Annotated in this window: 23 protein-coding genes; 4 read left to right on the forward strand and 19 right to left on the reverse strand. The window is 67.9% G+C overall.

What is annotated here, in order from left to right:
• Positions 1-5: 5 nt before the first annotated feature.
• Genes guaA through OG474_RS10390 form a run of 5 tightly spaced genes read right to left on the reverse strand, consistent with a single transcriptional unit; the run spans position 6 to position 5701 of the window.
• A complete protein-coding gene (guaA, locus tag OG474_RS10370) occupies positions 6-1556 on the reverse strand; it encodes a glutamine-hydrolyzing GMP synthase (RefSeq protein WP_405062040.1) in 1551 nt (516 codons plus the stop codon).
• A gap of 2 nt (positions 1557-1558) precedes the next feature.
• Positions 1559-2623, reverse strand: coding sequence for a hypothetical protein (locus OG474_RS10375; RefSeq protein ID WP_405062041.1), 1065 nt, complete (start codon positions 2621-2623; stop codon positions 1559-1561).
• On the reverse strand, positions 2620-3282 hold the full coding sequence (gene bioD / locus OG474_RS10380; protein WP_405062042.1) for a dethiobiotin synthase: 663 nt from the start codon (positions 3280-3282) through the stop codon (positions 2620-2622). Before bioD ends, OG474_RS10375 begins: the two co-directional genes overlap by 4 nt.
• Positions 3279-4400, reverse strand: a complete 1122-nt coding sequence (locus OG474_RS10385; protein WP_405062043.1) for an 8-amino-7-oxononanoate synthase — start codon at positions 4398-4400, stop codon at positions 3279-3281. The genes bioD and OG474_RS10385 overlap by 4 nt, the downstream gene beginning before the upstream one ends.
• Entirely contained in the window at positions 4400-5701 is a 1302-nt protein-coding gene (locus tag OG474_RS10390) for an adenosylmethionine--8-amino-7-oxononanoate transaminase (protein ID WP_405062044.1), read from the reverse strand. Before OG474_RS10390 ends, OG474_RS10385 begins: the two co-directional genes overlap by 1 nt.
• 168 nt (positions 5702-5869) lie before the next feature.
• Here OG474_RS10390 and OG474_RS10395 point away from each other — a divergent pair, with 168 nt between their 5' ends.
• Positions 5870-7303 (forward strand): S8 family peptidase, encoded by a 1434-nt coding sequence (locus tag OG474_RS10395; protein ID WP_405062045.1) that lies wholly within the window; start codon positions 5870-5872, stop codon positions 7301-7303.
• Between the two features lie 172 nt (positions 7304-7475).
• Here OG474_RS10395 and bioB read toward each other — a convergent pair whose 3' ends face one another.
• From bioB to OG474_RS10410, 3 genes are all read right to left on the reverse strand, one after another.
• Positions 7476-8471, reverse strand: coding sequence for a biotin synthase BioB (gene bioB / locus OG474_RS10400; protein WP_405062046.1), 996 nt, complete (start codon positions 8469-8471; stop codon positions 7476-7478).
• Between the two features lie 560 nt (positions 8472-9031).
• Positions 9032-10741 carry a GMC oxidoreductase gene (locus OG474_RS10405; RefSeq protein ID WP_405062047.1) on the reverse strand — a complete coding sequence of 570 codons (1710 nt, stop codon included), beginning with the start codon at positions 10739-10741 and terminating at the stop codon, positions 9032-9034.
• 20 nt (positions 10742-10761) lie between these two features.
• The gene (locus OG474_RS10410) at positions 10762-12354 is read right to left on the reverse strand and encodes a succinic semialdehyde dehydrogenase (protein ID WP_405062048.1); all 1593 of its coding nucleotides are present in this window, start codon (positions 12352-12354) and stop codon (positions 10762-10764) included.
• Positions 12355-12559: 205 nt separating this feature from the next.
• On the opposite strand from OG474_RS10410, the gene OG474_RS10415 reads away from it, so the two are divergent.
• Positions 12560-14029: a hypothetical protein gene (locus OG474_RS10415; RefSeq protein ID WP_405062049.1), complete on the forward strand. Its 1470-nt coding sequence runs from the start codon at positions 12560-12562 to the stop codon at positions 14027-14029.
• Positions 14030-14039: 10 nt separating this feature from the next.
• On the opposite strand, the gene OG474_RS10420 is transcribed toward OG474_RS10415, so the two are convergent.
• From OG474_RS10420 to OG474_RS10460, 9 genes are all read right to left on the reverse strand, one after another.
• Positions 14040-14441 (reverse strand): hypothetical protein, encoded by a 402-nt coding sequence (locus tag OG474_RS10420; RefSeq protein WP_405062050.1) that lies wholly within the window; start codon positions 14439-14441, stop codon positions 14040-14042.
• Positions 14442-14505: 64 nt separating this feature from the next.
• Entirely contained in the window at positions 14506-15225 is a 720-nt protein-coding gene (locus OG474_RS10425) for an alpha/beta fold hydrolase (RefSeq protein ID WP_405062051.1), read from the reverse strand.
• Positions 15222-16328 (reverse strand): GuaB3 family IMP dehydrogenase-related protein, encoded by a 1107-nt coding sequence (locus OG474_RS10430; RefSeq protein ID WP_405062052.1) that lies wholly within the window; start codon positions 16326-16328, stop codon positions 15222-15224. Before OG474_RS10430 ends, OG474_RS10425 begins: the two co-directional genes overlap by 4 nt.
• 35 nt (positions 16329-16363) lie before the next feature.
• A complete protein-coding gene (locus OG474_RS10435) occupies positions 16364-17035 on the reverse strand; it encodes a DUF4276 family protein (RefSeq protein WP_405062053.1) in 672 nt (223 codons plus the stop codon).
• The gene (locus tag OG474_RS10440) at positions 17032-18171 is read right to left on the reverse strand and encodes an AAA family ATPase (protein WP_405062054.1); all 1140 of its coding nucleotides are present in this window, start codon (positions 18169-18171) and stop codon (positions 17032-17034) included. The genes OG474_RS10435 and OG474_RS10440 overlap by 4 nt, the downstream gene beginning before the upstream one ends.
• A 95-nt stretch (positions 18172-18266) precedes the next feature.
• Entirely contained in the window at positions 18267-19781 is a 1515-nt protein-coding gene (gene guaB / locus OG474_RS10445; protein WP_405062055.1) for an IMP dehydrogenase, read from the reverse strand.
• Positions 19782-19901: 120 nt separating this feature from the next.
• On the reverse strand, positions 19902-21263 hold the full coding sequence (locus tag OG474_RS10450) for a hypothetical protein (protein WP_405062056.1): 1362 nt from the start codon (positions 21261-21263) through the stop codon (positions 19902-19904).
• The gene (shbA, locus tag OG474_RS10455) at positions 21256-21867 is read right to left on the reverse strand and encodes an RNA polymerase sigma factor ShbA (RefSeq protein ID WP_405062057.1); all 612 of its coding nucleotides are present in this window, start codon (positions 21865-21867) and stop codon (positions 21256-21258) included. Before shbA ends, OG474_RS10450 begins: the two co-directional genes overlap by 8 nt.
• A gap of 112 nt (positions 21868-21979) precedes the next feature.
• Positions 21980-22540: a TetR/AcrR family transcriptional regulator gene (locus tag OG474_RS10460; RefSeq protein WP_405062058.1), complete on the reverse strand. Its 561-nt coding sequence runs from the start codon at positions 22538-22540 to the stop codon at positions 21980-21982.
• Between the two features lie 87 nt (positions 22541-22627).
• On the opposite strand from OG474_RS10460, the gene OG474_RS10465 reads away from it, so the two are divergent.
• The gene (locus OG474_RS10465; protein WP_405062059.1) at positions 22628-23221 is read left to right on the forward strand and encodes an SRPBCC family protein; all 594 of its coding nucleotides are present in this window, start codon (positions 22628-22630) and stop codon (positions 23219-23221) included.
• Positions 23222-23544: 323 nt separating this feature from the next.
• On the opposite strand, the gene groL is transcribed toward OG474_RS10465, so the two are convergent.
• The gene (gene groL / locus OG474_RS10470; protein WP_405062060.1) at positions 23545-25164 is read right to left on the reverse strand and encodes a chaperonin GroEL; all 1620 of its coding nucleotides are present in this window, start codon (positions 25162-25164) and stop codon (positions 23545-23547) included.
• A gap of 129 nt (positions 25165-25293) precedes the next feature.
• Positions 25294-25590, reverse strand: a complete 297-nt coding sequence (groES, locus tag OG474_RS10475; protein ID WP_130384566.1) for a co-chaperone GroES — start codon at positions 25588-25590, stop codon at positions 25294-25296.
• A 291-nt stretch (positions 25591-25881) separates the two neighbouring features.
• Here groES and OG474_RS10480 point away from each other — a divergent pair, with 291 nt between their 5' ends.
• On the forward strand, positions 25882-26355 hold the full coding sequence (locus OG474_RS10480) for a peptidoglycan-binding domain-containing protein (protein ID WP_405062061.1): 474 nt from the start codon (positions 25882-25884) through the stop codon (positions 26353-26355).
• The last annotated feature ends 36 nt before the right edge of the window (positions 26356-26391 follow it).

The following is a 26391-nucleotide window of genomic DNA, read 5'->3' on the forward strand; positions in this document are numbered from 1 at the left end:
CGGGGTCACTCCCACTCGATGGTGCCTGGGGGCTTGCTGGTGATGTCCACGGTGACTCGGTTGATCTCGTCGACCTCGTTCGTGATCCGGGTCGAGATGCGCTCCAGCACGTCGTACGGGAGGCGGGCCCAGTCGGCCGTCATCGCGTCCTCGCTGGTGACCGGGCGCAGGACGACCGGGTGGCCGTAGGTGCGGCCGTCGCCCTGGACACCGACCGAACGGACGTCGGCGAGCAGGACGACCGGGAACTGCCAGATCTCGCGGTCCAGGCCGGCTGCGGTCAGCTCGGTGCGGGCGATCAGGTCGGCGGCGCGCAGGATGTCGAGGCGCTCGCGGGTGACCTCACCGATGATGCGGATGCTCAGGCCCGGACCGGGGAACGGGTGCCGGTAGACCAGGGTCTCGGGCAGGCCGAGGGCGATGCCCAGCTCACGGACCTCGTCCTTGAACAGCGTCCGCAGCGGCTCGATCAGGCTGAACTGCAGGTCGTCGGGCAGGCCGCCGACGTTGTGGTGCGACTTGATGTTCGACGTACCCGCGCCACCGCCGGACTCGACGACGTCCGGGTAGAGCGTGCCCTGGACCAGGAACTCGATGTGCCGGTCCGCGTCGAGCTTGCGCGCGGTGGCCTCGAAGGTGCGGATGAACTCGCGGCCGACGATCTTGCGCTTCTGCTCCGGGTCGGTCACACCGGCCAGTGCGCCGAGGAACTGGTCCTCCGCGTCGACGACCTCCAGCCGGGTCCCGGTGGCGGCGACGAAGTCCTTCTCGATCTGGTCGGACTCACCGGCGCGCTGCAGGCCGTGGTCGACGTACACACAGGTGAGCTGGTCACCGATGGCCTTGCTGACCAGCGCTGCGGCCACTGCGGAGTCCACACCACCGGACAGCGCGCACAGCACCTGCTTGTCACCGACCTGCTGGCGGATGAGCTCGATCTGCTCGTCCACAACGTTCGTGGTGGTCCAGTCACCGACACAGCCGGCGATGTCGTAGAGGAAGTGCTCCAGCACGGCCTGTCCGGCCTGCGAGTGCAGCACCTCCGGGTGCCACTGCACACCGGCCAGCTGCCGATCCAGATCCTCGAACGCCGCGACCGGTGCGCCCTCGGACGCAGCCAGTACGTCGAAGCCGGCCGGCGGGGCGTGCACAGCGTCACCGTGCGACATCCACACGTTCAGGTCGGACGGGATACCGGCCAGCAGCGTCCCGGCCGAACTCACGGTCACCGGTGTCCGGCCGAACTCACGCAGCCCGGTACGGCGTACCTCGCCACCGAGCGTCTGAGCCATCGCCTGGAAGCCGTAGCAGATCCCGAACGCGGCGACTCCGGAGTCGAACAGCGCGGAGTCGACCCGCGGCGCGCCCTCGGCGTACACCGACTGGGGGCCGCCGGACAGGATGATCGCCTTCGGCTGCCGCGCCAGCATCTCCTCGACCGGCATCGAGTGCGGCACGATCTCGGAGTACACCTTCGCCTCGCGCACCCGCCGCGCGATCAGCTGCGCGTACTGCGCTCCGAAGTCAACAACCAGGACCAACTCATGCTCAGCCACCGTCAAAGCGTATCGGTGCAGCTCAGCAAGGCTGTAACCAGCAGCCGCTTCGGCGCCCGGAAGGACAGCAGATCGATCATCGGCGGCTCCTCGACGAGCCGTACGGCGCTCAACAGGTCCCCCGCGCATTCCAGGGCCACTCGGGCCTCCAGCCGGGCCAGACCAGCTCCCAGGCACCGGTGAATCCCCACACCGAACGCCAGGTCAGCCGGACCGCCGTGTCCGCTCAGGCCGAGCAGCACAGGCGCGTCGGCTGGCAGCTCGACGGCACCGACAGCGACCGCTCCGGCAGTCACCCGCCGCCAGGTCGGCACCGACGACGCCTCCGCCAGCACGTCGTCCACCGACACCACACCGCCGCCCACAGCCCGCTGGAACGCGGTGGAGATCAGCTGAGTGGTCGTCTCCTGGCCTGCGATCAACAGGAAGTAGCCAACCGCACACACCTCCTCGTCGGTGAGGCCCAGCCCGACCAGGACTCCCAATAGGTCGTCACCACCGGTCCGCCGGGCCGCCGCCGTCCGGGACCGCAGCCAGGCGTAGAAAGCGGCAGCGCTGTGCGACAGCTCCAGCTGCCGGTCGGCATCCGGCCAACCCCAGAACAGCTCGAGCGAATCAAGGCTCCAGGCCTTCAGCTCGGCGACAGGCACCTCTGTCAGCCCCAGCAACTCCAGTACGACGAGTGCCGGTGGCTCGGCGGCGATCGCCTCGACCAGGTCGACCTGCTCGCCCGCAGCGAGCCGTTCGGAAGCAGCAGCCACCCTGGCGGTCAGGAGCGACCGAGTCAGCGGCTCGATCGCGGCCACCCGGGCTGGGCTGAAGAAACGGGCAACAGCAGCACGGATCGCCCGGTGCGACTCTCCTCCGTTGTTCGCCAGCGTCGGCGGCAGGGCGAAGCCGACGGCAGAGAGCACGCGGAGTGCCTTCACCGACAACGGCGTGTGAGCCAGTACGGCGTTGTCCGGCCGGAAGGTGGCCGGGTCCAGCATCACCGCGCGCACCTGCGCCGGGTCGTCGACGACCCAGTACCCCAGCTCGGCGTCGTACCGGGCCGGGCAGCCGGTCACGCGAACCAGCCGGGCACAGCCTTCGTGAAAGTCTCCTGGTCGTAGGCACCGGCACCAGCGGGGATGCGGGCGAGCACCTTCAGCCCTGTGGTGGCCGGAAGGTCCTCTAGGTTGCACTGCTCGGCCAGACCCGGCTCTTCCGGCCAGGAGCCGATGATCAGCCCGTCGACCGGCAGACCGCGGGCCCGCAGCGCCTCGACGGTCAGACCGGTGTGGTTGAGCGTGCCCAGCCCAGCGCGGGTCACGACCACGAACGTGAACGGCTTGGTCAAAGCCTTCGCCAGGTCGATCAGCGTCCCGCCGTCGGCGTCCAGACCGACGAGCAGACCGCCGGCGCCCTCGACGATCACGTTCTCGTGGGTCGCGGAGAGCCCGTCGACGGACTTGGCGTGCACCTCGGCCGTCGGCAGCGGAACGCCCTCGCGACGCGCGGCCGTTGTCGGCGCGAGCGGGTCCCGGAGGCGGACGCCTTCGTAGAGGGTGGTGATGCCGGTCAGGCGGTTGACGTCGTCCAGGTCGGCAGGGTCGTCCTTGCCGACGCCCGTCTGGGCCGGCTTCACGACCGCGACCTTGCCGTGCACGGCGGCGCGGACGGCGAGTGCGGCGGTGGCGACGGTCTTGCCGACGCCGGTGTCGGTACCGGTGACGATGGTGATCATGAAACCTCGCTGATGGCTTGACTGATTACGGCGCAGGCTCGGGCCAGCTCGTCGTCGGACAGACCGGCCTGGGCAGTCAGCCGGAGCCGGCTGATGCCATCCGGGACCGACGGCGGCCGGAAACTGCCGACCAGTACGCCATTGTCCCGGCAAATCTCCGCCGCCCGGACAGTCTCTCGCGGACCGGGCATCGGGACCGAAACGACCGCCCCTGCCGCCGCAGGAACCCCACCGGCCGCAGCCAGCCGCGCGGCGGCCAAGTGGATGGCCGCAGGCCGCTCCGGCTCGGCCACCAGCACCTCCAGCGCGGCCAGGGCAGCAGCGCAGGACGCCGGGGCCAGTGCGGTGTCATAGATGAACGGCCGGGACCGGTTGATCAGGTGGTCCCGCAACACCGCCGGACCGAGTACGACGCCGCCCTGTGAGGCCAGTGCCTTGGACAGCGTCATGGTGACGATCACATGATCCAATCCGGCTAGCCCAGCCGCATGCACCGAGCCATGGCCAGCACCGGTCACCCCAAGCCCATGCGCCTCATCCACCAGCAGTACGGCGTCGTGGGCCGCCGCGACCTCAGCCAGCGCGACCAGTGGCGCCTCATCGCTGAGCACACTGAAGACCGACTCGGTCGCCAGTACCGCATGTGGTTCGTTGCGCTCAGCAAGCACTTTCACAACTGCATCAACCTCGTTGTGTGGAACGACTTCCACCCGCGACCGAGCCAGCCGCGCCGCATCGATCAGTGACGCGTGCACGTGCTCGTCCGTCACCAGCAGCGTCCCCGGGCCGCCTAGCGCGGTCACCACACCCAGGTTGGCCAGATAGCCCGACGAGAACACCAGTCCGGCGGCCTGACCGACGTACGACGCCAGACGCGACTCCAGCTCCTCGTGCAGCGTCGTCGTACCGGTGACGAGGCGAGAGGCGGTGGCGCCGGTCCCCCAGCGGCAGACTGCTTCAGCGGCGGCCTCAATGACCCGAGGGTCCCGGGCCAGGCCCAGATAGTCGTTGCCGGCCAGGTCGATGAGGCCCTCGTCGGCAGCCCGGGCCCGGAGCCGCCGGGTCAGGCCACGCGTCTCCAGCGCGGCAGCCTTCGGCGCAAGCCACTCCTCGAGCATCAGCCGACCTCCCGCACCGCATCCGTGATCGTGGACGCGATGGTGGCGATCTCCGCATCAGTGCACACGTACGGCGGCATCGTGTAGACGAGGTCCCGGAACGGGCGCACCCAGACACCACGCCGCAGTACGGCGTCTGTCATCCGCACCATGTCCACCGGACCAGCCAACTGCACCACGCCGACCGCACCGAGCACCCGAACGTCCTTCACCGCCGGCAACTCAGCAGCCGGCGCCAGACCGGCCGTCAGCCCAGCTGAAATCCCAGCCACCCGCGCAGCCCAGTCCTGAGACAGCAACAGGTCGATTGATGCGAGTGCGACCGAGCAAGCCAGCGGATTGGCCATGAATGTCGGCCCGTGCATCAAGGCCCCACCAGGGCCGTTGGAAACCGCTTGCGCGACCTCCGCCGTACAGAGCGTCGCGGCCAAGCTCAGGTAGCCCCCGGTCAACGCCTTGCCGACACACAGGATGTCCGGGTCGACGTCTGCGTGCTCTGAGGCAAAGAGCGTGCCGGTCCGGCCGAAGCCGGTGGCGATCTCGTCGAGAATCAGCAGGAAGCCATACTGATCGGCCAACTCGCGCAGCACGCGCAGACAGGCCGGACTGTAGGCATACATGCCACCTGCGCCTTGCAGGATCGGCTCCACCACGATGGCGGCGACTGAGCCAGCCTGCTCCGCAGCGATGGCAGTCATCGCAGCTGCCCAGGCCTGGAGCTCCGGATCGTCAGCAGGGCGGTCGAATCCGGCCGGTGGCTGCGGACCGAACACCTGCTCCTGCAGGGCTCCCGTGAAGAGCGAGTGCATCCCGTTCACGGGATCACAGACACTCATCGGCGCAAAGGTGTCACCGTGATAGCCGCCGCGCACAGTCAGCATGCGCGTGCGCCCGACGTACCCACGGGCCACCTGGTACTGCAGCGCCAACTTGATCGCGACCTCCACCGACACCGAACCGGAGTCGCAGAAGAACACGTGCTCAAGCGGCGCCGGCGTGATCTCGACCAGTCGCTCGGCCAGCCGGATCGCAGGCTCGTGTGTGAGCCCGCCGAACATCACATGGCTGAAATCGTCCACCTGGCTCTTCAGTGCGGCATCCAGAACCGGGTGCCGGTAGCCATGGATGACGCTCCACCACGAGGACATCGCGTCGATCGCCTCAACGCCACCGTCGAACTGCAGGCGCACACCGGACGCACCACGGACCATCCGCACCGGCGAGGGCTCGCTCAGCGAGGAGTACGGATGCCAGAGGAGCTGGGCGTCGCGCTCCAGCCACTCGTCGACCGTCCGTGCCACTATGCCTCCCGAATCCGTGATCTCCGAAGCATCGCAGATCACTGCGATCTGATAGTTCTGACGTTGCGCGAATCACTTCCGCGGACCGCCATGCCCGCTTACATTGAGCCCAGCAATCGCTACTGGCCGTCACCCGCCCACGTTGTCAGGCCTTTGTGAGGAGCACTCATGCGCAGATCCCGCCCGTTGATCGCCGCAGCCGCAGTCAGTCTGCTGGCACTGACGATCAGTACCCCGATCCATGCCCAGGCCCAGAATTCCGCACCAGTACAAGGATTTCTGAGTCAGCAGCTCAACCTGCTGCAGCGAACCACAGTCCTTGTGCACGGCACCGATCTGGCTGCCGCCAACGCCGCTGTCGAGGCCAGCGGCCTGCACCGGCTCTCGTCGTACGACCGGATTGGAGTAGTGGTTGCCGAAGGCACCCGCTCGCAGATCCTGGCCGCCCGCACCCAGCCCGGCGTCACTTACCTCGAGGGCAACCAGCCGGTCGAGATCAGTACGTCGACCTCGCATCTCGCCACCCGCGGCGCGGAGGCCGCGGACACCCGGACCGGGGCCAACGGCCTGGCGCTGGACGGTAGTGGCGTGAGCGTCGCGGTGATCGACAGCGGTGTCGACCCGACTCACCCGTTCTTCAAGAAGCCTGACGGCAGCTCAGCCGTGGTGAAGAACCTCAAGATCGTCTGCGACCCGCTGTCGGAGACGCTCTGTCTGCCGGTGGATGCCGGCTCGCTCGACACCGACCTGCTCTCGGTCGGCGGCCACGGCACCCACGTCAACGGCATCGTTGCCGGCCGCAAGGTGACTCTCGCCGACGGCACCAAGCTCCAGGGCGCCGCACCGGGCGCTTCACTCGTCTCAGTTTCGGTCGGCGCCGCACTGCTGATCGTCGGCGCGGACGCGGCGCTCAACTGGGTGCTGGAGAACCATGCGGCACCCTGCGGCAGCGCAGTACCGGCCAGCAAGTGCCCGCCGATCAAGGTCACCAACAACTCGTACGGCCCGACCGGTGGCGGCGCCTTCGACCCGAACTCGGCCACCGTCAAACTCCAGCGTGCGCTTGCTGCTGAGGGTGTCGTCACAGTCTGGGCAGCAGGCAACGACGGCGGTGACGGCAGCACGTCGCTGACCAACCCGCCCGGCCAGGATCCGACCGGCGGCATCCTGTCGGTCGCCTCGTACTACGACCTTGCCACCGGCACGCGGGACGGACAGGTCTCCAGCTTCTCCTCGCGTGGCCTCAACGGCACCCAGGCCACCTACCCGGACCTGTCGGCACCTGGTGAGGACATCACCTCGTCCTGCCGGATCTATCTGCCGATCTGCACCACCGGTCTGGCTCCGCTGGACGGTGGCAACTACAACACCATCAGCGGTACGTCGATGGCTGCGCCACACATCGCCGGGATCGTCGCCCAGCTGTTCCAGGCGAACCCGTCGGCCACGCCGGCCCAGATCGAGGCCGCACTGATCTCGACGGCGCACAAGTACACCAACGGCGCGGCGTACGAGACGGACAGCCGAGGCGGCGGCACGACGTCGTACGACAAGGGCCACGGCCTCGTCGACGTGGTGGCAGCGTCCGACGCGGTGCGTTAAGACGAGAGAGTGCCGTGGACGGAGCAACGGGCGGTCCACCCCATCGGGTGGACCTGCACCACCATCCGTCGGCGGCACTCCGCGCAGTAGCGCGGTGGCTCCATCAGCAAAGAACGACGGCAGTCCTCGTGGCTGCCGTCGGTCTCCGCGAGTCCACAGTGGCTGCAGAACGTCATAGCGTCTTCTGAAGCTCCTTGACCGGCATCTTGAGCTCGGCCAGCAGGTCGAGGTCAGCAGTAGCCGGGCGACCCAGCGTGGTCAGGTAGTTGCCGACGATCACAGCGTTGATCCCACCGAGCAGACCGTCGCGGGTCCCCAGGTCGCCCAGGGTCAGTTCGCGGCCACCGGCGTACCGGAGCACTGTGCGCGGCATGGCGAGCCGGAACGCGGCGATGGTGCGCAGTGCGTCCTTGCCGTCCATCACCTCCATGTCCCCGAACGGTGTGCCCGGCCGGGGGTTCAGGAAGTTCAACGGGACCTCATGCGGCTCCAGCTCGGCCAGCTGCGCGGCCAGCTCGGCACGCTGCTCCAGGGACTCACCCATTCCGACCAGTCCGCCGCAGCACAGCTCCATGCCGGACTCGCGGACCATCAGGCAGGTGTCCCAGCGCTCCTCGAAGGAGTGCGTGGTGACGACGTCCGGGAAGTACGACCGCGCCGACTCCAGGTTGTGGTTGTAGCGGTGCACCCCCATCGCCTTCAGCTCGTCGACCTGCTCCTGGGTGAGCATGCCGAGCGAGCAAGCGATGTTGATCTCGACCGCAGCGTTGATCGCCTCGATGCCGGCCTTCACCTGCGACATCAGCCGCGCGTCCGGACCACGGACCGCCGCGACGATGCAGAACTCGGTCGCACCGGTCGCCGCCGTCTCCTGCGCCGCCTGGACCAGCTCGGGGATGTTCAGCCAGACCGCACGCACCGGTGAGGTGAACTGACCGGACTGCGAGCAGAAGTGGCAGTCCTCGGGACACCCGCCGGTCTTGAGGGAGATGATCCCCTCGACCTCGATCTCCTCGCCGCACCACTTCACCCGGACGTCGTGCGCGAGCGCGAGCAGCTCCGGCAGCCGGTCGTCCGGCGTCCGCAGCACCTCGACGAGCTGCTCCTCGCGCAGGCCGATGCCCTGCTCGAGCACCTGCTCACGTGCCACGTCCACGATGTCGCCCATGGTTCTCCTGCCTGATCCGGACGGGGGGTCGGCTCACCCTAGGGCAGGGCGGTACGGCGGGGCTGCGGTCCGCGTCACGTGGGACAGCTGAGGCCGCAGCAACTCTGAGCGACCGTTGCAAGAGCCCGGAGAAAGTTTTTGGATTTTTCTTTGGAACCTCGTAACCCCCTGTAGAGGGGCTCGTTGATGTGAACAGAGGCGGTTACCGCAAGGAAGACCGCCACCCGGTAACAAAGAGCGACGAGTAGCTGATCATTACGAACAGCACGCAGAGTGATAACAACCACTCCGCAGGGCTCGAAACTCCAGAAATCGGATGTAAGGTAGTGACCAAGAGCTCGGGTCGCCAGCTATGGCTGGTGACCCGATCCCAAAGCGCCGGGCGCCTCACCCCGGCTTGAGTGAGCCCCTCGGGAAACGATTTGGGCGGAAACGTTCCCGAGGGGCTCGCTCCCTTTTACGGCACCTTTGCAGCACCGAACCTCAACCTTCTCCAGGGTTGAGGTTCTTTCATTTCATCGGGGTCCCGGGAATTACCTCGTTGCAATATCAGGAATGCGTTACGACTTCGTCACAGGCTGCTTTGTGGTGATCTGCACGATCGGTAACCGGAGTGCTCCGGGCGCATCCGCGGGAACCACGGGAGCCGTCGGCGCTACCGGCTGCAGCCGCTGATAGGGCCGGTTCATCGCCGGCCGCGGGTCCGCCGTCCCGTTGTTCGGCCAGAACGACAGCGCCCGCTCGGCCTGCGCGGTGATCGTCAGCGAAGGGTTCACGCCGAGGTTGGCCGAGATCGCGGATCCGTCCATGATGTGCAGACCGTCGTACCCGTAGACGCGGTGGTAGGCGTCGACCACGCCGGTGGCCGGGGAGTCGCCGATCGCGCAGCCGCCGATGAAGTGCGCGGTCATCGGCACGTTGAACGGCTCACCGATGGTGCCGCCCGGCGTCCCCTTCATCACCCCCGCCATCCGGCGGACCACCTGGTTCGCGACCGGGATCCAGGACGGGTTCGGGGCACCGTGCCCCTGCTCCGAGGACAGCCGCCAGCGGCCGAACCGGTCCCGCTTGCCGAAGGTGGTGATCGAGTTGTCGGCGGTCTGCATGACCAGTGCGATCACGGTCCGCTCGGACCAGTGCTTCAGGTCGTAGAGCCGGCGCAGGTTCCGCCACTGCACCCGCAGCTCGTGCAGCCAGGTCCGCCAGCGCGGCCGGTCGCCGTCCCCGTCGGTGAGGACGGTCTGCAGCAGCGACATCGCATTGCTGCCGCGGCCGTAGCGGACCGGTTCGATGTGGGTGATCTCGTCCGGGTGGAACGACGAGGTGATCGCGACTCCGCGGGTGTAGTCGATGTCGCGGCTGATCGCCATGGCGCCGAGCAGCGACTCGGAGTTCGTCCGGGTCAGCACGCCGAGCCGGGTCGACAGCCGGGGCAGCTTGTTCTCGTCCCGCAGCCGGTGCAGGAGTTTCGCCGTACCGATGGCGGAGGCCGCGAAGATGACCTGCTGCGCGGTGAACCGGCGGACGCTCCGCCGATCCGCGGTCCCGCGGGTGTCCACGGCGTACCCGCCGTCGGCCAGCGGCTCGACCGACGTGACCGTGGTCAGCGGGTAGACCTCTGCGCCGGCCTTCTCGGCCAGGTAGAGGTAGTTCTTGGTCAGGGTGTTCTTCGCGTTGTGCCGGCACCCGGTCATGCACTCGCCGCAGTCGATACAGCCGGTACGGCGGGGGCCCGCGCCACCGAAGTAGGGGTCGTCGACCTCGACGCCGGGCGAGCCGAAGAAGACCCCGACCGGGGTCGGATGGAAGGTGTCGCCCACGCCCATGTCGTCGGCGACCTGCTTCATCACCTCGTCGGCCGGGGTGAAACCGGGGTAGGTGGCGACGCCCAGCATCCGCTTCGCCTGGTCGTAGTACGGCGCGAGCTCGGACTTCCAGTCGGTGATGTGCGCCCACTGCCGGTCCTTGTAGAAGGCGTCCAGCGGCTCGTAGAGCGTGTTCGCGTAGACGAGGCTGCCGCCGCCGACCCCGGCGCCGGACAGGATGATCACGTCCTTCAGAGCCGTGATCCGCTGGATGCCGTACCGCCCAAAGCGAGGGGCGAACAGAAACCGCTTGGTGTCCCAGGAGTTCTTCGCGAACCCGGAGTCCTCGAACCGCGCGCCCGCCTCGAGCACCGCGACCTTGTAGCCCTTCTCCGTCAGCCGTAGCGCACTGACGGACCCGCCGAACCCGGACCCGATGATGAGCACGTCATAATCGAAGGACATGTTGACTCCAAGCTAGAAGATCAAGCGCGGCCCAGCTTCTTCAGAACCCGGAGGGCACCAGTCATCACTTCGGCGTACGCCTGGTCGGACAGACCGTGCGACGCCGCGATCGGGATCAGCCGCTGGGTCGCGATCGCCTGCGGATCGACGTACCGGCGGATGCCCTCGACGCCCTGGCGGCGGCCGACCCCGGAGGACCGCATGCCGCCCATCGGGGTGTCGATCGAGCCGAACGTCGCCGCATAGCCCTCGTTCACGTTGACTGTGCCGGCCACGAGCTGTGCCGCGACCGCACGGCCGCGGCGGGTGTCGCGGGTGTACACGCTCGCGTTCAGCCCGTACTCCCCCTCGTTCGCCCGCTGGATCGCCTCGGACTCGTCGGAGAACCGGTAGATCGACACAACCGGCCCGAAGGTCTCGTTGTCGAAGCACTCCATCGCCGGAGTCACGCCGGACAGCACAGTCGGCTCGTAGAACAGCGGACCGATCTCCGGCCGCGCCTTCCCGCCGGCCAGCACCACAGCACCCTTGGCCTTGGCATCGTCCACGTGCCGGGTCACCGTCTCCAGCTGCGCCTTCGAGATCAGCGAGCCCATGTCGACGTCCCAGCCCGTCCCGGCGGACAGCTTCAGCTTGTTCACTCTGGCGACGAACGCGGTCACGAACGCGTCGTACACCTGGTCCGCGACGTACAGGCGTTCCATAGAGACGCAGAGCTGACCAGCACTCGCAAAACAAGCCCGTACGGCGCCCTCGGCGGCACGTGCGACGTCCGCGTCACGCAGTACCAGCATCGGGTTCTTGCCACCGAGCTCCAGGCTGAAACCGATCAGTCGCTCAGCAGCCTGCTGTGCAACCAGGCGACCGGTCTTGGTGGAGCCGGTGAAGCAGATGTAGTCGGTGTTCTGGATGATCGCGCCGCCGACCGTCGCACCGTCCCCGTTCACCGGGATCCACGCCTCGCGCGGCAGCCCAGCGTCGTACAGGAGCTCGATCGCGCGCAGTGCGGTCAGTGGGGTCTGGCTGTCCGGCTTGTGCACGACGGTGTTGCCGGCCAGGACGGCGGGCAGGCCGTCGGCCATCGCCATGCTGAGCGGGTAGTTCCACGGCGAGATGATGCCGACGACGCCCTTGGGGACGAACCGCTGCTCCGCACGGGTCAGCACCGGGAACATGCCGAGCTTGCGCTGCGGGTCGAGCAGTTCGTGCGCCTTGCGGCCGTAGTACCGGGCGGTCAGCGCGACGTGCGCGACCTCCTCGAAGGCCTGCTTGCGCGCCTTGCCGGACTCCCGGATCACCAGGTCGACCAGCTCGTGCCGGTGATCCAGGACCAGATCGTGGTAGCGCAGCAGGATCGCGGCCCGCTCGTCCAGCGGCACCCGTTTCCAGCTGGCCTGCGTCTTCCGCGCCGTCCGCACCGCGGCGACGACGTCGTCCGGACTCGAGAGCGGCAGATCCGCGATCGGCTGCCCAGTCGCGGGCGCATACGTCGTCCGCGTCCCGGCGCTCGCGCGCAGCAGCCCCGACAACCGCCGGATGACCGACTGATCGGTCGCGTACGACGCAGTCGGGTCCAGCTCCGGATCGGCAGGAATCGAGGTCTGCTCGCTCATGCCTCCACCTCGCTGGCGCTCGGCTCCGACACGAGCGAGAGCTCGGCAGTATTGTCTGTTCGCTCGCTCCGCTCGCTCATTCAGCCAGGCTACCTGCCGGTAATAGAGGATGTCAGTAGTGGAAGTCGCCTTCGTGTCCCCCTGCACGTGCAGATGGTGTGCCCTAGGCTGGACGGCTGAAGCTTCGAAGGGGTGGAACTGCGAGATGGTGGACAGCGGGGGGCTCTGGACGCCTCCTGAGGACGAGCTCGGTGAGGCGCTGCAGACAGCCCAGGTGCTGATCGAGGAAGGCCGTGCCGACGAGGCAGGGCCTTATCAGCAGCGCGTGATCGAGCTGGCCAGGGAGCGGGCTGAAGGGAGCCCGAACCACTACGAGGCCAAGCACCTGATGGCCGCGACCCAGTACGAGCTGGCCGGCTCGCTGAACGCGTCCGGACGGCATGAGGAGGCGCTGGCCGCACTGCACGAGGCGCAGCTGGGCTATACCGAGCTGAGTGACGCCGGTGTGCTCGACGCCACATCGTTCCTGGCTGACGTCCGGGCACGGCGGGCGATGACGCAGGCGCACCGCGGTCGTGGCGCCACCGCCGTACTGGAGATGGACGGCGCGGTGATCTCCTACGGGCAGCTGGTCAGTGGTGAGGACGGTCTGCGGCACCAGCCGGACTTCGCCCGGGTGCTCGCGATGAACGCCCTCATCCTGCGCCGGTACGGCGATCCGGCGCTGGCCGTCGCGTCTGCCGACGCAGCGACCCAGCTCTTCCTGCAGCTCGCGGACCAGATCAACGAGAGCCCACAGTCGCTGTCCTACGCCCGCTACCTCTGTACGGCGACCGCTGTGTCGGCCGACGTCCACGCAGCCGAGGGGCGGCTCGACCTGGCGCTGGAGGCGGACGAGATCGGTCTGACTACGGCGGATACCCTCGCCGACTCGGATTCCGCGACCGACATGCGCACTCTGGTCGCAGCACTCACCCGCAAGGGCAAGCACCTCGGAATCGTCGGGCGGATCATGGAGGGCGAGACCTGCCTCCGCACTGCCTTCGACACCGACGCTGAGACGGCCGCACGGGTTACCGAGGAGCTGGAGCGCGGTCTGCCGCTGACTCTGGTTACCGCACTGGAGAATGCGGAGATCAAGCTCGGCCCCTACGAGCAGTACTTCCGACTGCTCGCTCTGGCCGAGCCTGCGCCCGGTATGACTCTGGCGACTGTCTCCGGCCGCACCGACCCCGAGTCGGCCGCCGTACGGGCAACTGAGCTGGCTGAGCTCGTGCCGCAGTTACTGCTGCATGACGTGGACGCTGCGCTGACACTGGGCGTGGAAGCGCACTACCTGTTCGCCATCTCGTCAGAGCGCGAGTCACAGCGGATGCGGTACGAGACGAGCACCTACGCCCCCATCTGGGCGAAGCTGCTGCGCGATGTCTCGCAGGCCTACTACCAGTCCGGTCGGCTCGAGCTGGCGCTCGACCTAGCGAGCTGGTGCGCCGAGGTGGCCACTGCGCTGATCCCCTTCACGGACGACGATCCGGCAATGAAGGACCTGGCCGCCGACTGCTACCGCCAGCACGGCGAGCTGCTGGCTGCCACCGGCGACCTCACCGCCTCCCAGCACGCCCACGAAGCCGCGCACCAACTCCTCAGCGGCCCGGACCGCCTCATCGGCGGCTGATCAGCGTCGGTCAGTAGTCCTGCTGGGGCTTGAGGGCGCCGACGAACAGGCCGGCCTCGACCTCGGTCATGCCGGTCTCGGAGACCACGAGGGCGGTCGCCTGGTGCAGCTCGCCGGCCGCCTTCAGTGCGCGCGTCCGCTCGGCCAGATTCGTCCCCGGTGTGCGCATCAGCGGCGTCTTCTGGATCGGCGGCACATACGTCCCGTAGCGGATCTCGTCGACGATCTGCCGCGACTTCTTCAGGTCGAGTCCGGTCCGGTCCATCACCAGCTTCGTGGCATGCACGAGCAGCTTCGAGGTGATCAGGAACCGGACCTGCTCCACGTCTTCCGATGCCAGCTTCGCGCGCGCCCCAGAGAGGGCGGCGTTGTCGGCGTCCTGGTTGCGGTTGCTTCGGCTGAACAGTCCCATACCGCAATCCTTTCAGAGTTCACCAAGCCGCGCGGCCACGCCGCACGTCGTCCACCCAGCGGAGTCAGCCGGCCAGGATCGTCAGAATCTCCGGCCAGGCTCGATCGCCGAGCTCCCGGTCGGCCGCCTCGGTCCCGCCACGCGCCATCTGCTGCCCCGCGGTCTTCGGGGTCTCGCCCGGCAGCACCACACGATGTCCCGCTGCACGGCCGACCACCAACCGCGTCGGCAACGCACCGCGCCGCCGGACGATCTCGTCCGCGAAGTCCACCGACGGCCAGACCTTGTCGTCACCACCGGCGATCAGCAACAGCTGCCGGATCTGCTCGACCGGGATCCGGGCCGAGTCTGCCTCAGGGGCGGTCCGCAGACTGTGCTCGTACATCGGGGTGTAGCTCGGCGGATCCTCATCCGGCTGCCAGTCCGCGGCGTACGGGACGAAGGGCACCGGCACACCCCGCCACGTCCACGCCGACCGCTGGGTGCCGTCCTCTTCGACCCGACCCCACACGTAGGCGCTCGGAGCGAACGCGACCACCGCGGCCACGCGCTCGTCCAGCGCACCGAGCAGCAACGCCGCCTCGGCACCCCATGAGCTGCCCATCACCACGATCCGCTCGTTGCGGTCCTCGAGCTCGTCGAGCGGGAACGCCTCCAGCGCCACCTCGGCCTGGACAGGCCAGGCCGGCGCCAGTACGTCGTACCCCTCGGCCTCGAGAAGCCGGGCCCGATCGAGGTCCGGCGTACCGCTGGAGCCGTGCAGGAGCAGAACGCCGGTACTCAACCGACGACGACCTCGACCCGCTGGAACTCCTTCAGCTCGGTGTACCCGGTGGTGGCCATGGCTCGCTTGAGCGCACCGACCAGGTTCATCGTGCCGTCCGGCACCCAGGACGGCCCGAACAGGATCTGCTCCATCGTCCCGGTGACGCCGACCTCTACCCGCTCGCCGCGCGGCAGATCCGCGTGCCAGGCCTCGGCACCCCAGTGGTAGCCACCGCCCGGCGCATCGCTGGCCCGCGCCAACGGCGACCCGACCATGACGGCATCCGCACCGCAGGCAATCGCCTTCGCCACGTCACCGGACCGGCCGACCGAGCCATCCGCGATCACGTGCACATAGCGACCACCGGACTCGTCCATGTAGTCCCGCCGCGCCGCAGCGACGTCAGCCACCGCGGAAGCCATCGGCACCGCAACCCCGAGCACCTTGCGCGTGGTGTGCGCAGCACCGCCGCCAAAGCCGACCAGTACGCCGGCCGCACCCGTCCGCATGAGGTGCAGCGCAGCCTGGTGCGTGGCGCAGCCGCCGACAATCACCGGTACGTCGAGGTCGTAGATGAACTGCTTGAGGTTCAGCGGCTCGGCCTGACCCGACACATGCTCGGCGGAGACCGTCGTCCCGCGGATGACGAACAGGTCGACGCCCGCATCGACCACGTGCTTCGCGAACTGCTTGGTCCGCTGCGGCGACAACGCCCCCGCGACCGTGACCCCGGAGTCGCGAATCTCCTGCACCCGCTGCGAGATCAGCTCAGGCTTGATCGGCGCCGAGTAGATCTCCTGCAGCCGGTGCGTCGCCTGCTCACGATCGAGCGACGTGATCTCCTCGAGCAGCTTCGCGGGGTCCTCGTACCGGGTCCACAGCCCCTCGAGGTTCAGCACCCCGAGACCGCCGGCCTTCCCGATCGCGATCGCCGTCGCCGGCGACATCACCGAATCCATCGGCGCGGCCAGGATCGGCAGCTCGAACCGGTACGCGTCGATCTGCCACGCGACCGAAACCTCCTCGGGATCCCGGGTCCGGCGCGACGGCACGATCGCAATGTCGTCAAAGGCGTAAGCCTGCCGCCCACGCTTGGCCCGGCCGATCTCGATCTCACTCATGTGCTCAGCCTACCGAGCGCGGCGATGCAGGCGTTTCAGTGGGCCAGAAGTCGTCCGACCCAGCTCCGGAGGCCCGGACAACGCTCCAACACCGAGGTCAGGCCCGCCTCCCGGATAACTTCGATGCCATCGGTCACCTTGTCGTAGTCGGGCCAGCACTTCTGAACACGCTTCGACGGCGCGGTCGCCACCGAGTCGTTCAGCAATTCGACATCGCAGCCCACGGAGTCGGCTTCGGCCTGCAAGCACCTGGCGACGCTTGCGTCCCCGAGCACGTGGCTCGTGTCCATCGATGCAGCAATCACCCAGGTCTCGAATTCGTGCAGTACGACATTCGGCAGGAAGCGTGGGTTGTCGATCGCTGCCCCCATCGCCGCGATCCGTCGCTCGACACACAGCCGTGGCTCATGCGGCCGGCCACAACAATCCGAACCGGGCGCGTTCCGCGGGTAGGCATAGAAGTCGACGAGAATCGAGACACACTGGAGATGGGAGGCGCCCAGCAGTCGCCGAATGTCGTTCTCGTAGTGGCGCCACACCGCCCCGCCACCCTTGAAGGTAGTGCCGTCGGCCAGACGCGAGGTCGTCACGATCACTGGCGTGATGTAGACGCCCATCGGCTGCAAGTGCGGCGCCAGGATCTCGCTGACGAACGCCGACTCCGTCTGCCCCTCCACCACCATCGCGATCTGGCGGAACGTGCTCATCCACCCACCACACGAGGTGAACCATCCGGACGGGGACGCCCCCCGAGCAGATTCTTTTCCCACAGCTCACCGAGCGAGTAGTCCCCGAGCCATTGCTCGAGAACCCGGCGATCCGGCCGCTGGAGTTGAGTTCCTTCGCTGGTCCGCTCGACTATCGCCACCTCGTCGACACTGAACTGCTCCAGCAGCGTGACCGACTGAGTAGCGGCGACGACCCGCCGGTCCTCGGCCGCGCGACGCAGCAGGGCAGCCAGTTGATGAATCGCGAACGGGTGCAGGCCGAGCTCGGGCTCGTCGAGAACGATGGTCCCGGGCTTGTTGTCCTGCAGCAGGAGGACCGCCAGGCAGACGAATCTGAGGGTCCCGTCGCTGAGGTTGTCGGCAGAGAAAACGGAGTCGAGACCGCGCTCTCTCCATCGGAGCCGGATCGCTCCGCCCTCCGGCTCGAGCACGAAGTCGTCGAAATACGGAGCGACCGTGCGGACCGTCCGGACCACTCGCCGGTACCGGGAGGCGTCTTCGTCGCGCAGGCGCAGCAGCACGGCGGCAAGATTGCGTGCGTCGGGCGCCAAAGTGATGTTGTCGGCCGGGTCGACCCGGCGTTTCACCGGCGCGTCCGCGCTGGTGTCGTCGAAATGGAACACCCGGCAGCCCGACACCACGTCGAGCACGTACGACGCTTTGGGGGCTGTCTCCGCCTCGGTCCGCAGCCGGCTCTCGCGGGCGGACCGGAGGGTTGTCGTGTGTGGATTATCGAATCTCGACCGGTCGTGGAACATAGTGGTCTCGCGCACGATGGCCGTGTCGTCAGGTCCCGCCTCGACCCGGACCTGGTAGCCGTTCGAGGTCTCGCGCTGCCAGGCACCCCACACCTTGATCTCGATCGATTCGGGAGCGAGCGCCGGATCGGGGGTTCGGTGTAGCCGCGCGGCAAACCCCCCGGAGCGGACCAAGGTGTCGTTCAGTTGCTGATCGATGATCCTGCCGAGCAGCTCGAAGGCGTCGACGACGTTGCTCTTGCCTGCACCGTTGGGCCCGACCAGCAAAGTCACCGCGCTCGAGAGGTCCAGCACGGCATGCCGCAGCGAGGTGAGACCACTCACCTCGATCCGCCGCAGCGGGACCTCGACGGTCACCCGGACCTCCACCACTCGTTGCTAATCACCTATTGCCATAGGTGGTTGGCAACACCTTGCCATACCCCAGCGCGGCCTCGGGCTCATTCGTCGCGTCAGCGGCCGGAGTAGTTCGGCGCTTCGACCGTCATCTGGATGTCGTGCGGGTGCGATTCTTGCAGGCCGGCCGAGGTGATCCGGACGAAACGGCCCTTGTCCTGCAGTTCGGTCACGGTGCGCGAGCCGCAGTAGAACATCGACTGCCGCAGGCCGCCGATCAGCTGGTGCGCGACGGCGGAGAGCGGGCCCCGGTAGGGAACCTGACCCTCGATGCCCTCGGCGATCAGCTTCTCGTCGCTGCCGACATCGCTCTGGAAGTAGCGGTCCTTCGAGTACGACTTGCGCAGCCCGCCGGCCGACGACATCGCACCGAGCGAACCCATGCCGCGATAGGCCTTGAACTGCTTGCCGTTGATGAAGACCAGATCACCGGGCGACTCCTCGCAGCCGGCCAGCAGCGAGCCGAGCATGACCGTGTCCGCACCGGCGACGAGCGCCTTCGCGATGTCGCCCGAGTACTGCAGGCCGCCGTCGCCGATGACCGGGACCCCGGCCGGCTTGCAGGCCAGCGAGGCCTCGTAGATCGCGGTGACCTGCGGAACGCCGACGCCGGACACGACTCGCGTCGTACAGATCGAGCCCGGTCCGACGCCGACCTTCACGCCGTCCGCGCCGGCCTCGACCAGCGCCTTCGCGCCTTCACGGGTGCCGACGTTGCCGCCGACCACGTCGACGCCGCGAACGGCCGGGTCGGCCTTGAGCTTGCGGATGATCTCCAACTGGGCCTGCGAGTGACCGTGCGCGGTGTCCACGACGAGCAGGTCGACACCGGCCTCGACCAGCGCCATCGCCCGCTTGTACGCCTCGCCGTAGAAGCCGATCGCCGCGCCGACCATCAGCCGGCCGGTGGCGTCCTTGGTGGAGAGCGGGAACTTGTCGCGCTTGACGAAGTCCTTCAGCGTGATCAGGCCGGTCAGCTTGCCGGCGTCGTCGACCAGCGGCAGCTTCTCGACCTTGTGCTTGCTGAGCAGCGCCATCGCGTCGTCGGCGGAGATGCCCTGCTTGCCGGTGATCAGCGGCTGCTTGGTCATCACCTCGCGGACCGGGCGCTCCATGTCGTTCTCGAAGCGCATGTCGCGGTTCGTCACGATGCCGACCAGTACGCCGGCGTTGTCGACGACCGGTACGCCGGAGATCCGGTACTGCGCGCAGAGCGCGTCGGCCTCGCCGATGGAGGCGTCCGGACCGATGGTGATCGGCTGCGCGATCATGCCGGACTCGGACCGCTTGACCAGGTCGACCTGCTGGGCCTGGTCCTCGATCGACAGGTTGCGGTGCAGCACGCCCAGACCGCCCTGGCGCGCCATCGCGATCGCCATCCGGGCCTCGGTGACGGTGTCCATCGCGCTGGATAGCAGCGGGATGTTGACCTCGATGTTGCGGCTCACCCGGGACCGGGTGCTGGCCTCGGACGGGATGACATCGGACTCGTTCGGCTGCAGCAGAACGTCGTCGAAGGTGAGGCCGAGAGCGGCGAACTTGTCGGGAACTCCAGCGGGGGTGATGTCCATGGGAAAAACGTGCACCTTTGTCCGGCGAGAACGGACCACCATCGTATGCCGCCGCTACCCGGAGTCAGAATCAGACCTAGGGCCCGGGCAGCAGCCCGGGCCCTGAATCCGTGTTCAGTGTCAGTTGGTGCGCTTGTTCAGTACGCCGAGGATCCGCAGAACGGTCTCGTCGTCGAGCGACCCGTGGGTGCGCTCGATCGCCGCATGCTTACCCTCCGCGTAGGAACCCGTGGAGTGCTTGCCCTTGGCGTAGTGCTTGCGGACCGAACCGGTCGTCACCTTGCCGTTGGAGTGCTTCCCGGTCAGCTCCAGCCCGCCGCCGAAGTACTGGACCGCGCTCTGCACCTCGACCGGCGTACCGGTCGGGGGCGGCAGCACCGGTGCGATCAGATTGGCCAGCTCGGCGGCCTCGTCGACCGGCTTGCTGTCCCCGGTCTGACCCGTCTGGTCACCGAGCGGCGGCGTACTGGGCTTGACGTCCCCGGTCGGTTTGCCGTCGCCGGTCTCGCCGGTGTTACCCGTCTGGCTGCTGTCGTCACTGCCCGGCAGCGAACTGTCGTCGCCCGGCTTCGTGCCGGTGTCACCGGTCGGCGCCGTGCTCGGCTGGCTCCCCGGCCCCGGGTCGCCCGGCGCCGGGTTCCCCGTCCCGGTCTCGCCGTTGTTGGTCGGCGGGGTCGAGGGCGGGTTGGTCGGCTCCGTCGTCGGAGGTGAGGTCGGCGGGTCGGTCGGAGTCGACGGCGGCGGAGTCTCCGTCGGCGTACTCGGCTCCGTCGACGGCGGGTCGGTCGGCGTCGGGTCGGACGGCTTGGTGGTCGGGTCGGACGGCGCCGGCTCGGTCGGCGAATCGGTCGGAGTCGACGGCGGCGGAACCACCGGCGGCTGCTCGATCACCGACGGCTTGATCTCCGGCTGCACCCGCAGCAACGGCGGGTTCGGGTCGACGTGCGCGGCCGGCAGCTCGCCGTTCGCGACCGTCCGGTCCTGCTCGGCGTCGGCGGCCTTCTCTTCCTGCTTGTGCTGGAAGTCCTTCGAGACCTTGACGATCTTGGCCTTGTCGACGACCGGCAGGCCGTCGAGCTGTTCCTTCGGGAAGTCGGTGGTCGGGGTGACGGCGTCGGTGATCTTCTCGATCACCTTCTCGTACGGCGAGAGCGGGTTGCCGTTGACCGCGGCGGCCACACCGGAGACCGACAGCGCGGCCACCGCGGCGATCCCGAGCGCGAGACCACGGGCCGCCATCTTGCGGGCGAACGGGTCCATCACCGGGTTCAGCGCCGCGCAGCGCGCCAGGAAGCTCTCCGCGTCGTCGATCCGCTCCACCGGGAGCTCGTCCTCGACCTCTACCGCCATGCGCAGCTCGACCAGCAGCGCAACGGCCGGGTCGTGCTCGCCCGCGAACCGCGCGGACTCCCCTCCTGCAGCCAGCAGGTCGAGCAGTGCGTCATCGGCGTCGATCGCGTCCAGGTCGAATCGGTCAGCCATGATGCCCCTCCCCTGCTCCTCGTCCCTCATGCCCCACATACCCCCTGAGCGTGTTCAACGCCCGATGCTGTGCGACCCTCACCGCCCCCGGTGTCATTCCCAGTGCCCGGCCGGTCTCCTCGGCTGACATCCCCGCCACCACCCGGAGCCGCAGGATCTCCCGCAGCTTCTCCGGCAGCCTCTCCAACAGGTCCATGATGTGCTGGACCTCCGAGTGCCGGACCGCGTGCTCCTCAGGCGTCGGCGACTCGTCCGCGCCGTCCGGCAGGTCCGGCGTGGTGACGTCGGCGACCGCGAACGCGCGCTGGGCATCGGCGACCTTGCGGGCCGCGATGCCGTAGACGAAGGCCTCGAAGGGCCTTCCCTCGTCACGGTACCGGCTCAGCGCGCCGAAGACCGCGACACAGACCTCTTGAGCGACGTCGTCGACCATGTCGGCGCCGCCGGGATAGGTCCACAGACGGGACCGTACATAGCGGTGCGCCACAGCGCGCACCCTGGTGAGCAGGTCGTTGAGAGCTGCATGGTCCCCGTTGGCGGCAAGCGCGGCTAGATCCCTGAGCTCGACCCGGTCGTGGGTGTGCGGTACTCGGACCTCAGTCACCCCTCGCCCCCTCGTGTCGGACCGGTCAGCGTGAAAGATGGTACGGCTCTCATCTCTGCTTTGCCTAGTGGCAATCCGTGGCCACTACTGGCCACTTCCTCACATTCTGTGACTACCCGCCCGTACGGACTGCCAGCGCACCGATCTCCTCGGTCACCAGCGCGGCCGGATCGAGGCTCATGCCGGCGAAATGCCCGGCCAGCTCGAGTGACAGCACACCATGCAGCCGGGTCCAGAACAGCAATCCCCGATGAACGGCGGTGGCCGGATCACCGGCGGCTTCGACCAGTACGGTCATGACCTCGTCCGAGATCGCGGTGGTGTCCGCGGGGGCCTGATAGCCGGGGACAGGTGTGCCGTAGATCAAGAGGTACCGATGCGGATCGACGAGTGCCCACTCCCGGATCGCTCCGGCGACTCCGACCAGATCCGCCCCTCCGTCGTACGCCGCTCGCGTGGTGTCGGCGAGGCTGCGATAGGCGTCCCGGATGAGTGCCGTGATCAGGTCGTCGCGGCTGGCGAAGTATCGGTAGAGAGCGGGACCGCTCATGCCCATCTGCTTGGCGATCGCGTTGAGCGAGAGCGCCGTGACGCCGGCCGTGGCGATCTGCTCCCAGGCGTGCTGCTTGACCTCGTCGCGAACCTGCTCGCGATAACGCTCCCTCGGACCCATGGTTAGAACCTCTCACTTTTCTTATTGACTCTCAACCTTGGAGTGTTATAGCTTCTAACTAATGCGATAACCAATAAGGAGAATCCGATGAGCATCACTGCCCTGATCGCCGCACCATTGGCCGCCGCATCCATCCTCGCCGGGCCGGTGCCGGCGCCCACGAGGGCACCGGCACCGCTGACCTGCCAGGGGCAGACCGTGGACCGGACCGCGAAGATCAGCTACCGGAACGAGATCTTCATCAAGGCCCCCGTGAGCAAGGTCTGGAAGGTGCAGACGGACGTGGCGAAGTGGACGCGCTGGCAGCAGCCGGTCGCGAGCGCCGAGCGCCTCGACCACGGTCCCCTCCGCGCGGGCTCCGCGTTCCGCTGGACGACCCCGGTGGAGGCGACGCCGTACACGCCCAAGACGACGCTGGTGATCACCTCGACGGTTCACCAGGCCAAACACAACCAGTGCCTGCGCTGGAGCGGCCCGGCCATCGGCGAAGGTCTGACAATCGACCGTGGCGTGCACGTCTGGAACTTCGAGAAGGTCCACGGCGGCACGATCGTCCGCACCGAGGAAACCTGGACCGGCCCCCAGGTCGAGGCCATGCCCGACCTCTCCCGCCAGTTCCTCGGCCAAGGCCTGGACGCCTGGCTCCTCGACCTAAAAACCCAGTCCGAGAAGGGCTGCTGACCATCCCACCCATCTTTGGGAACCCACCAACCACTTTCGCCGACCCAAAACGACTGGTGGGCGCCCAAAGAAGCCCACAGCGCCCAAAGACGCCGCTCACGCCCAAAGGTGGGTCGGCGTGTCTTTGGGCGATCGGAAGGACTTTGGGAACCCACCAACCATTTTTCGGGTGCGCAAGTGGTTGGTGGGTTCCCAAAGATGCCGGTCGTGCACAAAGTGGGCTACGGGGCTGCGGGGGGTGCGCGGGCTCGGAACGCAGCACCGCCCCGGCACACGGGGTGCCGGGGCGGTGCTGTGGTGGTGCGTGTGGTGCTGTGCCAAGGTCAGTGACCGTGGCCGTGGCCGTGACCGGCTGCGGCGGGCTCTTCGTCCTCGGGCTTGTCGACGACCAGGGTCTCGGTCGTCAGCAGCAGGGCGGCGATGGAGCCGGCGTTGGCGAGCGCGGAACGCGTCACCTTGACCGGGTCCAGGACACCCTGGGCGAGCAGGTCGCCGTACTCGCCGGTGGCGGCGTTGAAGCCGCTGCCGACCTCGAGCTCCGCAACCTTCGAGGTCACGACGTAACCCTCGTAGCCACCGTTCTCGGCGATCCAGCGCAGCGGCTCGACGACCGACTTGCGAACGATCCGGACACCCGCGAGCTCATCGCCCTCGAGGCCCAGGCCGTCGTCCAGCACCGTGGCGGCGTGCACCAGAGCAGAGCCGCCACCGGCGACGATGCCCTCTTCGATCGCGGCGCGCGTCGCGGAGACGGCGTCCTCGATCCGGTGCTTCTTCTCCTTGAGCTCGACCTCGGTGGCCGCGCCGACCTTGATCACGCAGACGCCGCCGGCGAGCTTCGCCAGCCGCTCCTGCAGCTTCTCGCGGTCCCAGTCGGAGTCGGTCCGCTCGATCTCGGCCTTGATCTGGTTGACCCGGCCCTCGATGTCGTCGGACTTGCCGGCACCCTCGACAACAGTGGTGTTGTCCTTGGTGACGACGATGCGCCGCGACGTACCGAGCACCTCGAGGCCGACCTGGTCGAGCTTCAGCCCGACCTCCGGCGCGATGACCTGGGCGCCGGTGAGGGCGGCGAGGTCCTCGAGCATGGACTTGCGGCGGTCACCGAAGCCCGGCGCCTTGACGGCGACGGAGGTGAAGTTGCCGCGGATCTTGTTCACCACGAGGGTGGACAGGGCCTCGGCCTCGACGTCCTCGGCGATGATCAGCAGCGTCTTGCCGGACTGCACGACCTTCTCCAGCAGCGGCAGCAGGTCCGCGATCGCGGAGATCTTGCCCTGGTGGATCAGGATGTACGGGTCCTCCAGCACCGCTTCGCCGGCCTCGGCGTCGGTGATGAAGTACGGCGAGATGTAGCCCTTGTCGAACTGCATTCCCTCGGTGAACTCGAGCTCGGTCCCGAAGGTGTTCGACTCCTCGACGGTGATCACACCGTCCTTGCCGACCTTGTCGAACGCGTCCGCGATCAGGGTGCCGATCTCGGCGTCCCGGGCGGAGATGGTGGCGACGTGGGCCATGTCGCCCTTGTCGTCCACCGGCCGGGCGGTCTCGACGAGCCGCGCGGAGACAGCCTCGACAGCCGCCTCGATCCCGCGCTTGAGGCCCATCGGGTTGACCCCGGCGGCGACGGCCCGCAGGCCCTCGTGCACCAGCGCCTGCGCCAGCACCGTCGCGGTGGTGGTGCCGTCACCGGCGACATCGTTGGTCTTGGTGGCGACCTCCTTGGCGAGCTGTGCACCAAGGTTCTCGAACGGGTCGTCCAGCTCGACCTCACGGGCGACGGTCACACCGTCGTTGGTGATGGTCGGGGCGCCCCACTTCTTGTCCAGGACGACGTAGCGGCCCTTCGGGCCCAGCGTCACCTTCACCGTGTTCGCGAGCTTGTCGACGCCGCGCTCCAGCGCGCGCCGAGCGTTCTCGTCGAACTCGAGGATCTTCGGCATGAAGAAAACCAGTCCTTTTCTGAATGTCTCGCGTAGCAGGCTTCGAACCAAGATCCCACTGCCCTGACCCACTCCGCCCCGGTACCAGAGGTAGCCGGGGCGGTGTCAGTCAGGAACAGTGGGCGGTCGTCACTTGCTGACGACTGCGAGGATGTCGCGGGCGCCCAGGATCAGGTAGTCCTGGCCGTCGTACTTGACCTCGGTGCCGCCGTACTTGGAGTAGATGACCTTGTCGCCGACGGCGACGTCCAGCGGGACGCGGTTGCCGTTGTCGTCGATCCGGCCCGGACCGACGGCGAGGATCTCGCCCTCCTGGGGCTTCTCCTTGGCGGTGTCCGGGATCACCAGGCCGGACTTCGTGGTCTGCTCGGCTTCGAGCGGCGCGACGAGGACGCGGTCCTCGAGCGGCTTGATCGTGACCGACACTTGCTGACCTCCACGGTCGATTCGCATTTTTGTCTGTGGTGCTGCGCGGTCGCGCTCCCCTGCCGTCGCGGGGCTCAGGAGGCCGGACCGTTGGCACACCCACTAGGAGAGTGCCAACACCGAATCTAGGCCGCGATTAGCACTCGGTCAACTCGAGTGCCAAGTCTGTCTCGATACGAGACATCGCGGAGTGATCACTTCGGGGCCCGGACCCCAACCATCCGCCCGGTCCGCGAGTCCCATCGGCACAGGATTCCGAACGGTCGGGATCCGTCCTTGGGGAGGTCACCAATGACCGTTCGCCTTCGTCCCGCCGCCGTACTCGCCGCGGCCGTCCTCGTCGTCGCGCCGCTCACCGCCGCCACCACCGCGTCGGCAGCGCCGCTCTACCAGTGCCAGTCCGCGACCTTCCGCAGCGTCGGGGGCGGCTGGAAGGTCTTCGTCCCGGATGTCTGGGAGGACGTCAGCACCACCTGCAACCTCAAGTACGGCGACAACCCGGACCGCGACCCGAAGAACCCCAGCGGCAACCCGACGCAGGCGATCGCCGCACTGCAGAGCAATCTGAACTACTGCTACGGCTCCAAGCTGGCCAAGGACGGCCGGTACGGCGCCAAGACCCGCGACGCCGTGAAGGCCGTGCAGAAGAAACTCCGGGTGACCGCGGACGGTATCTACGGCCCGCAGACCCGCTCGGCGATGAAGTGGCGGATGTACAACCCGACCACGAAGGTGTGGAGCAAGAGCTGCTACGACAAGCTCTGAGCATCCGGTCGGGTACGGATAGTGGTCCCACGCTGG

The organism is Kribbella sp. NBC_01505, assembly GCF_045040285.1.
GTDB lineage: Bacteria > Actinomycetota > Actinomycetes > Propionibacteriales > Kribbellaceae > Kribbella.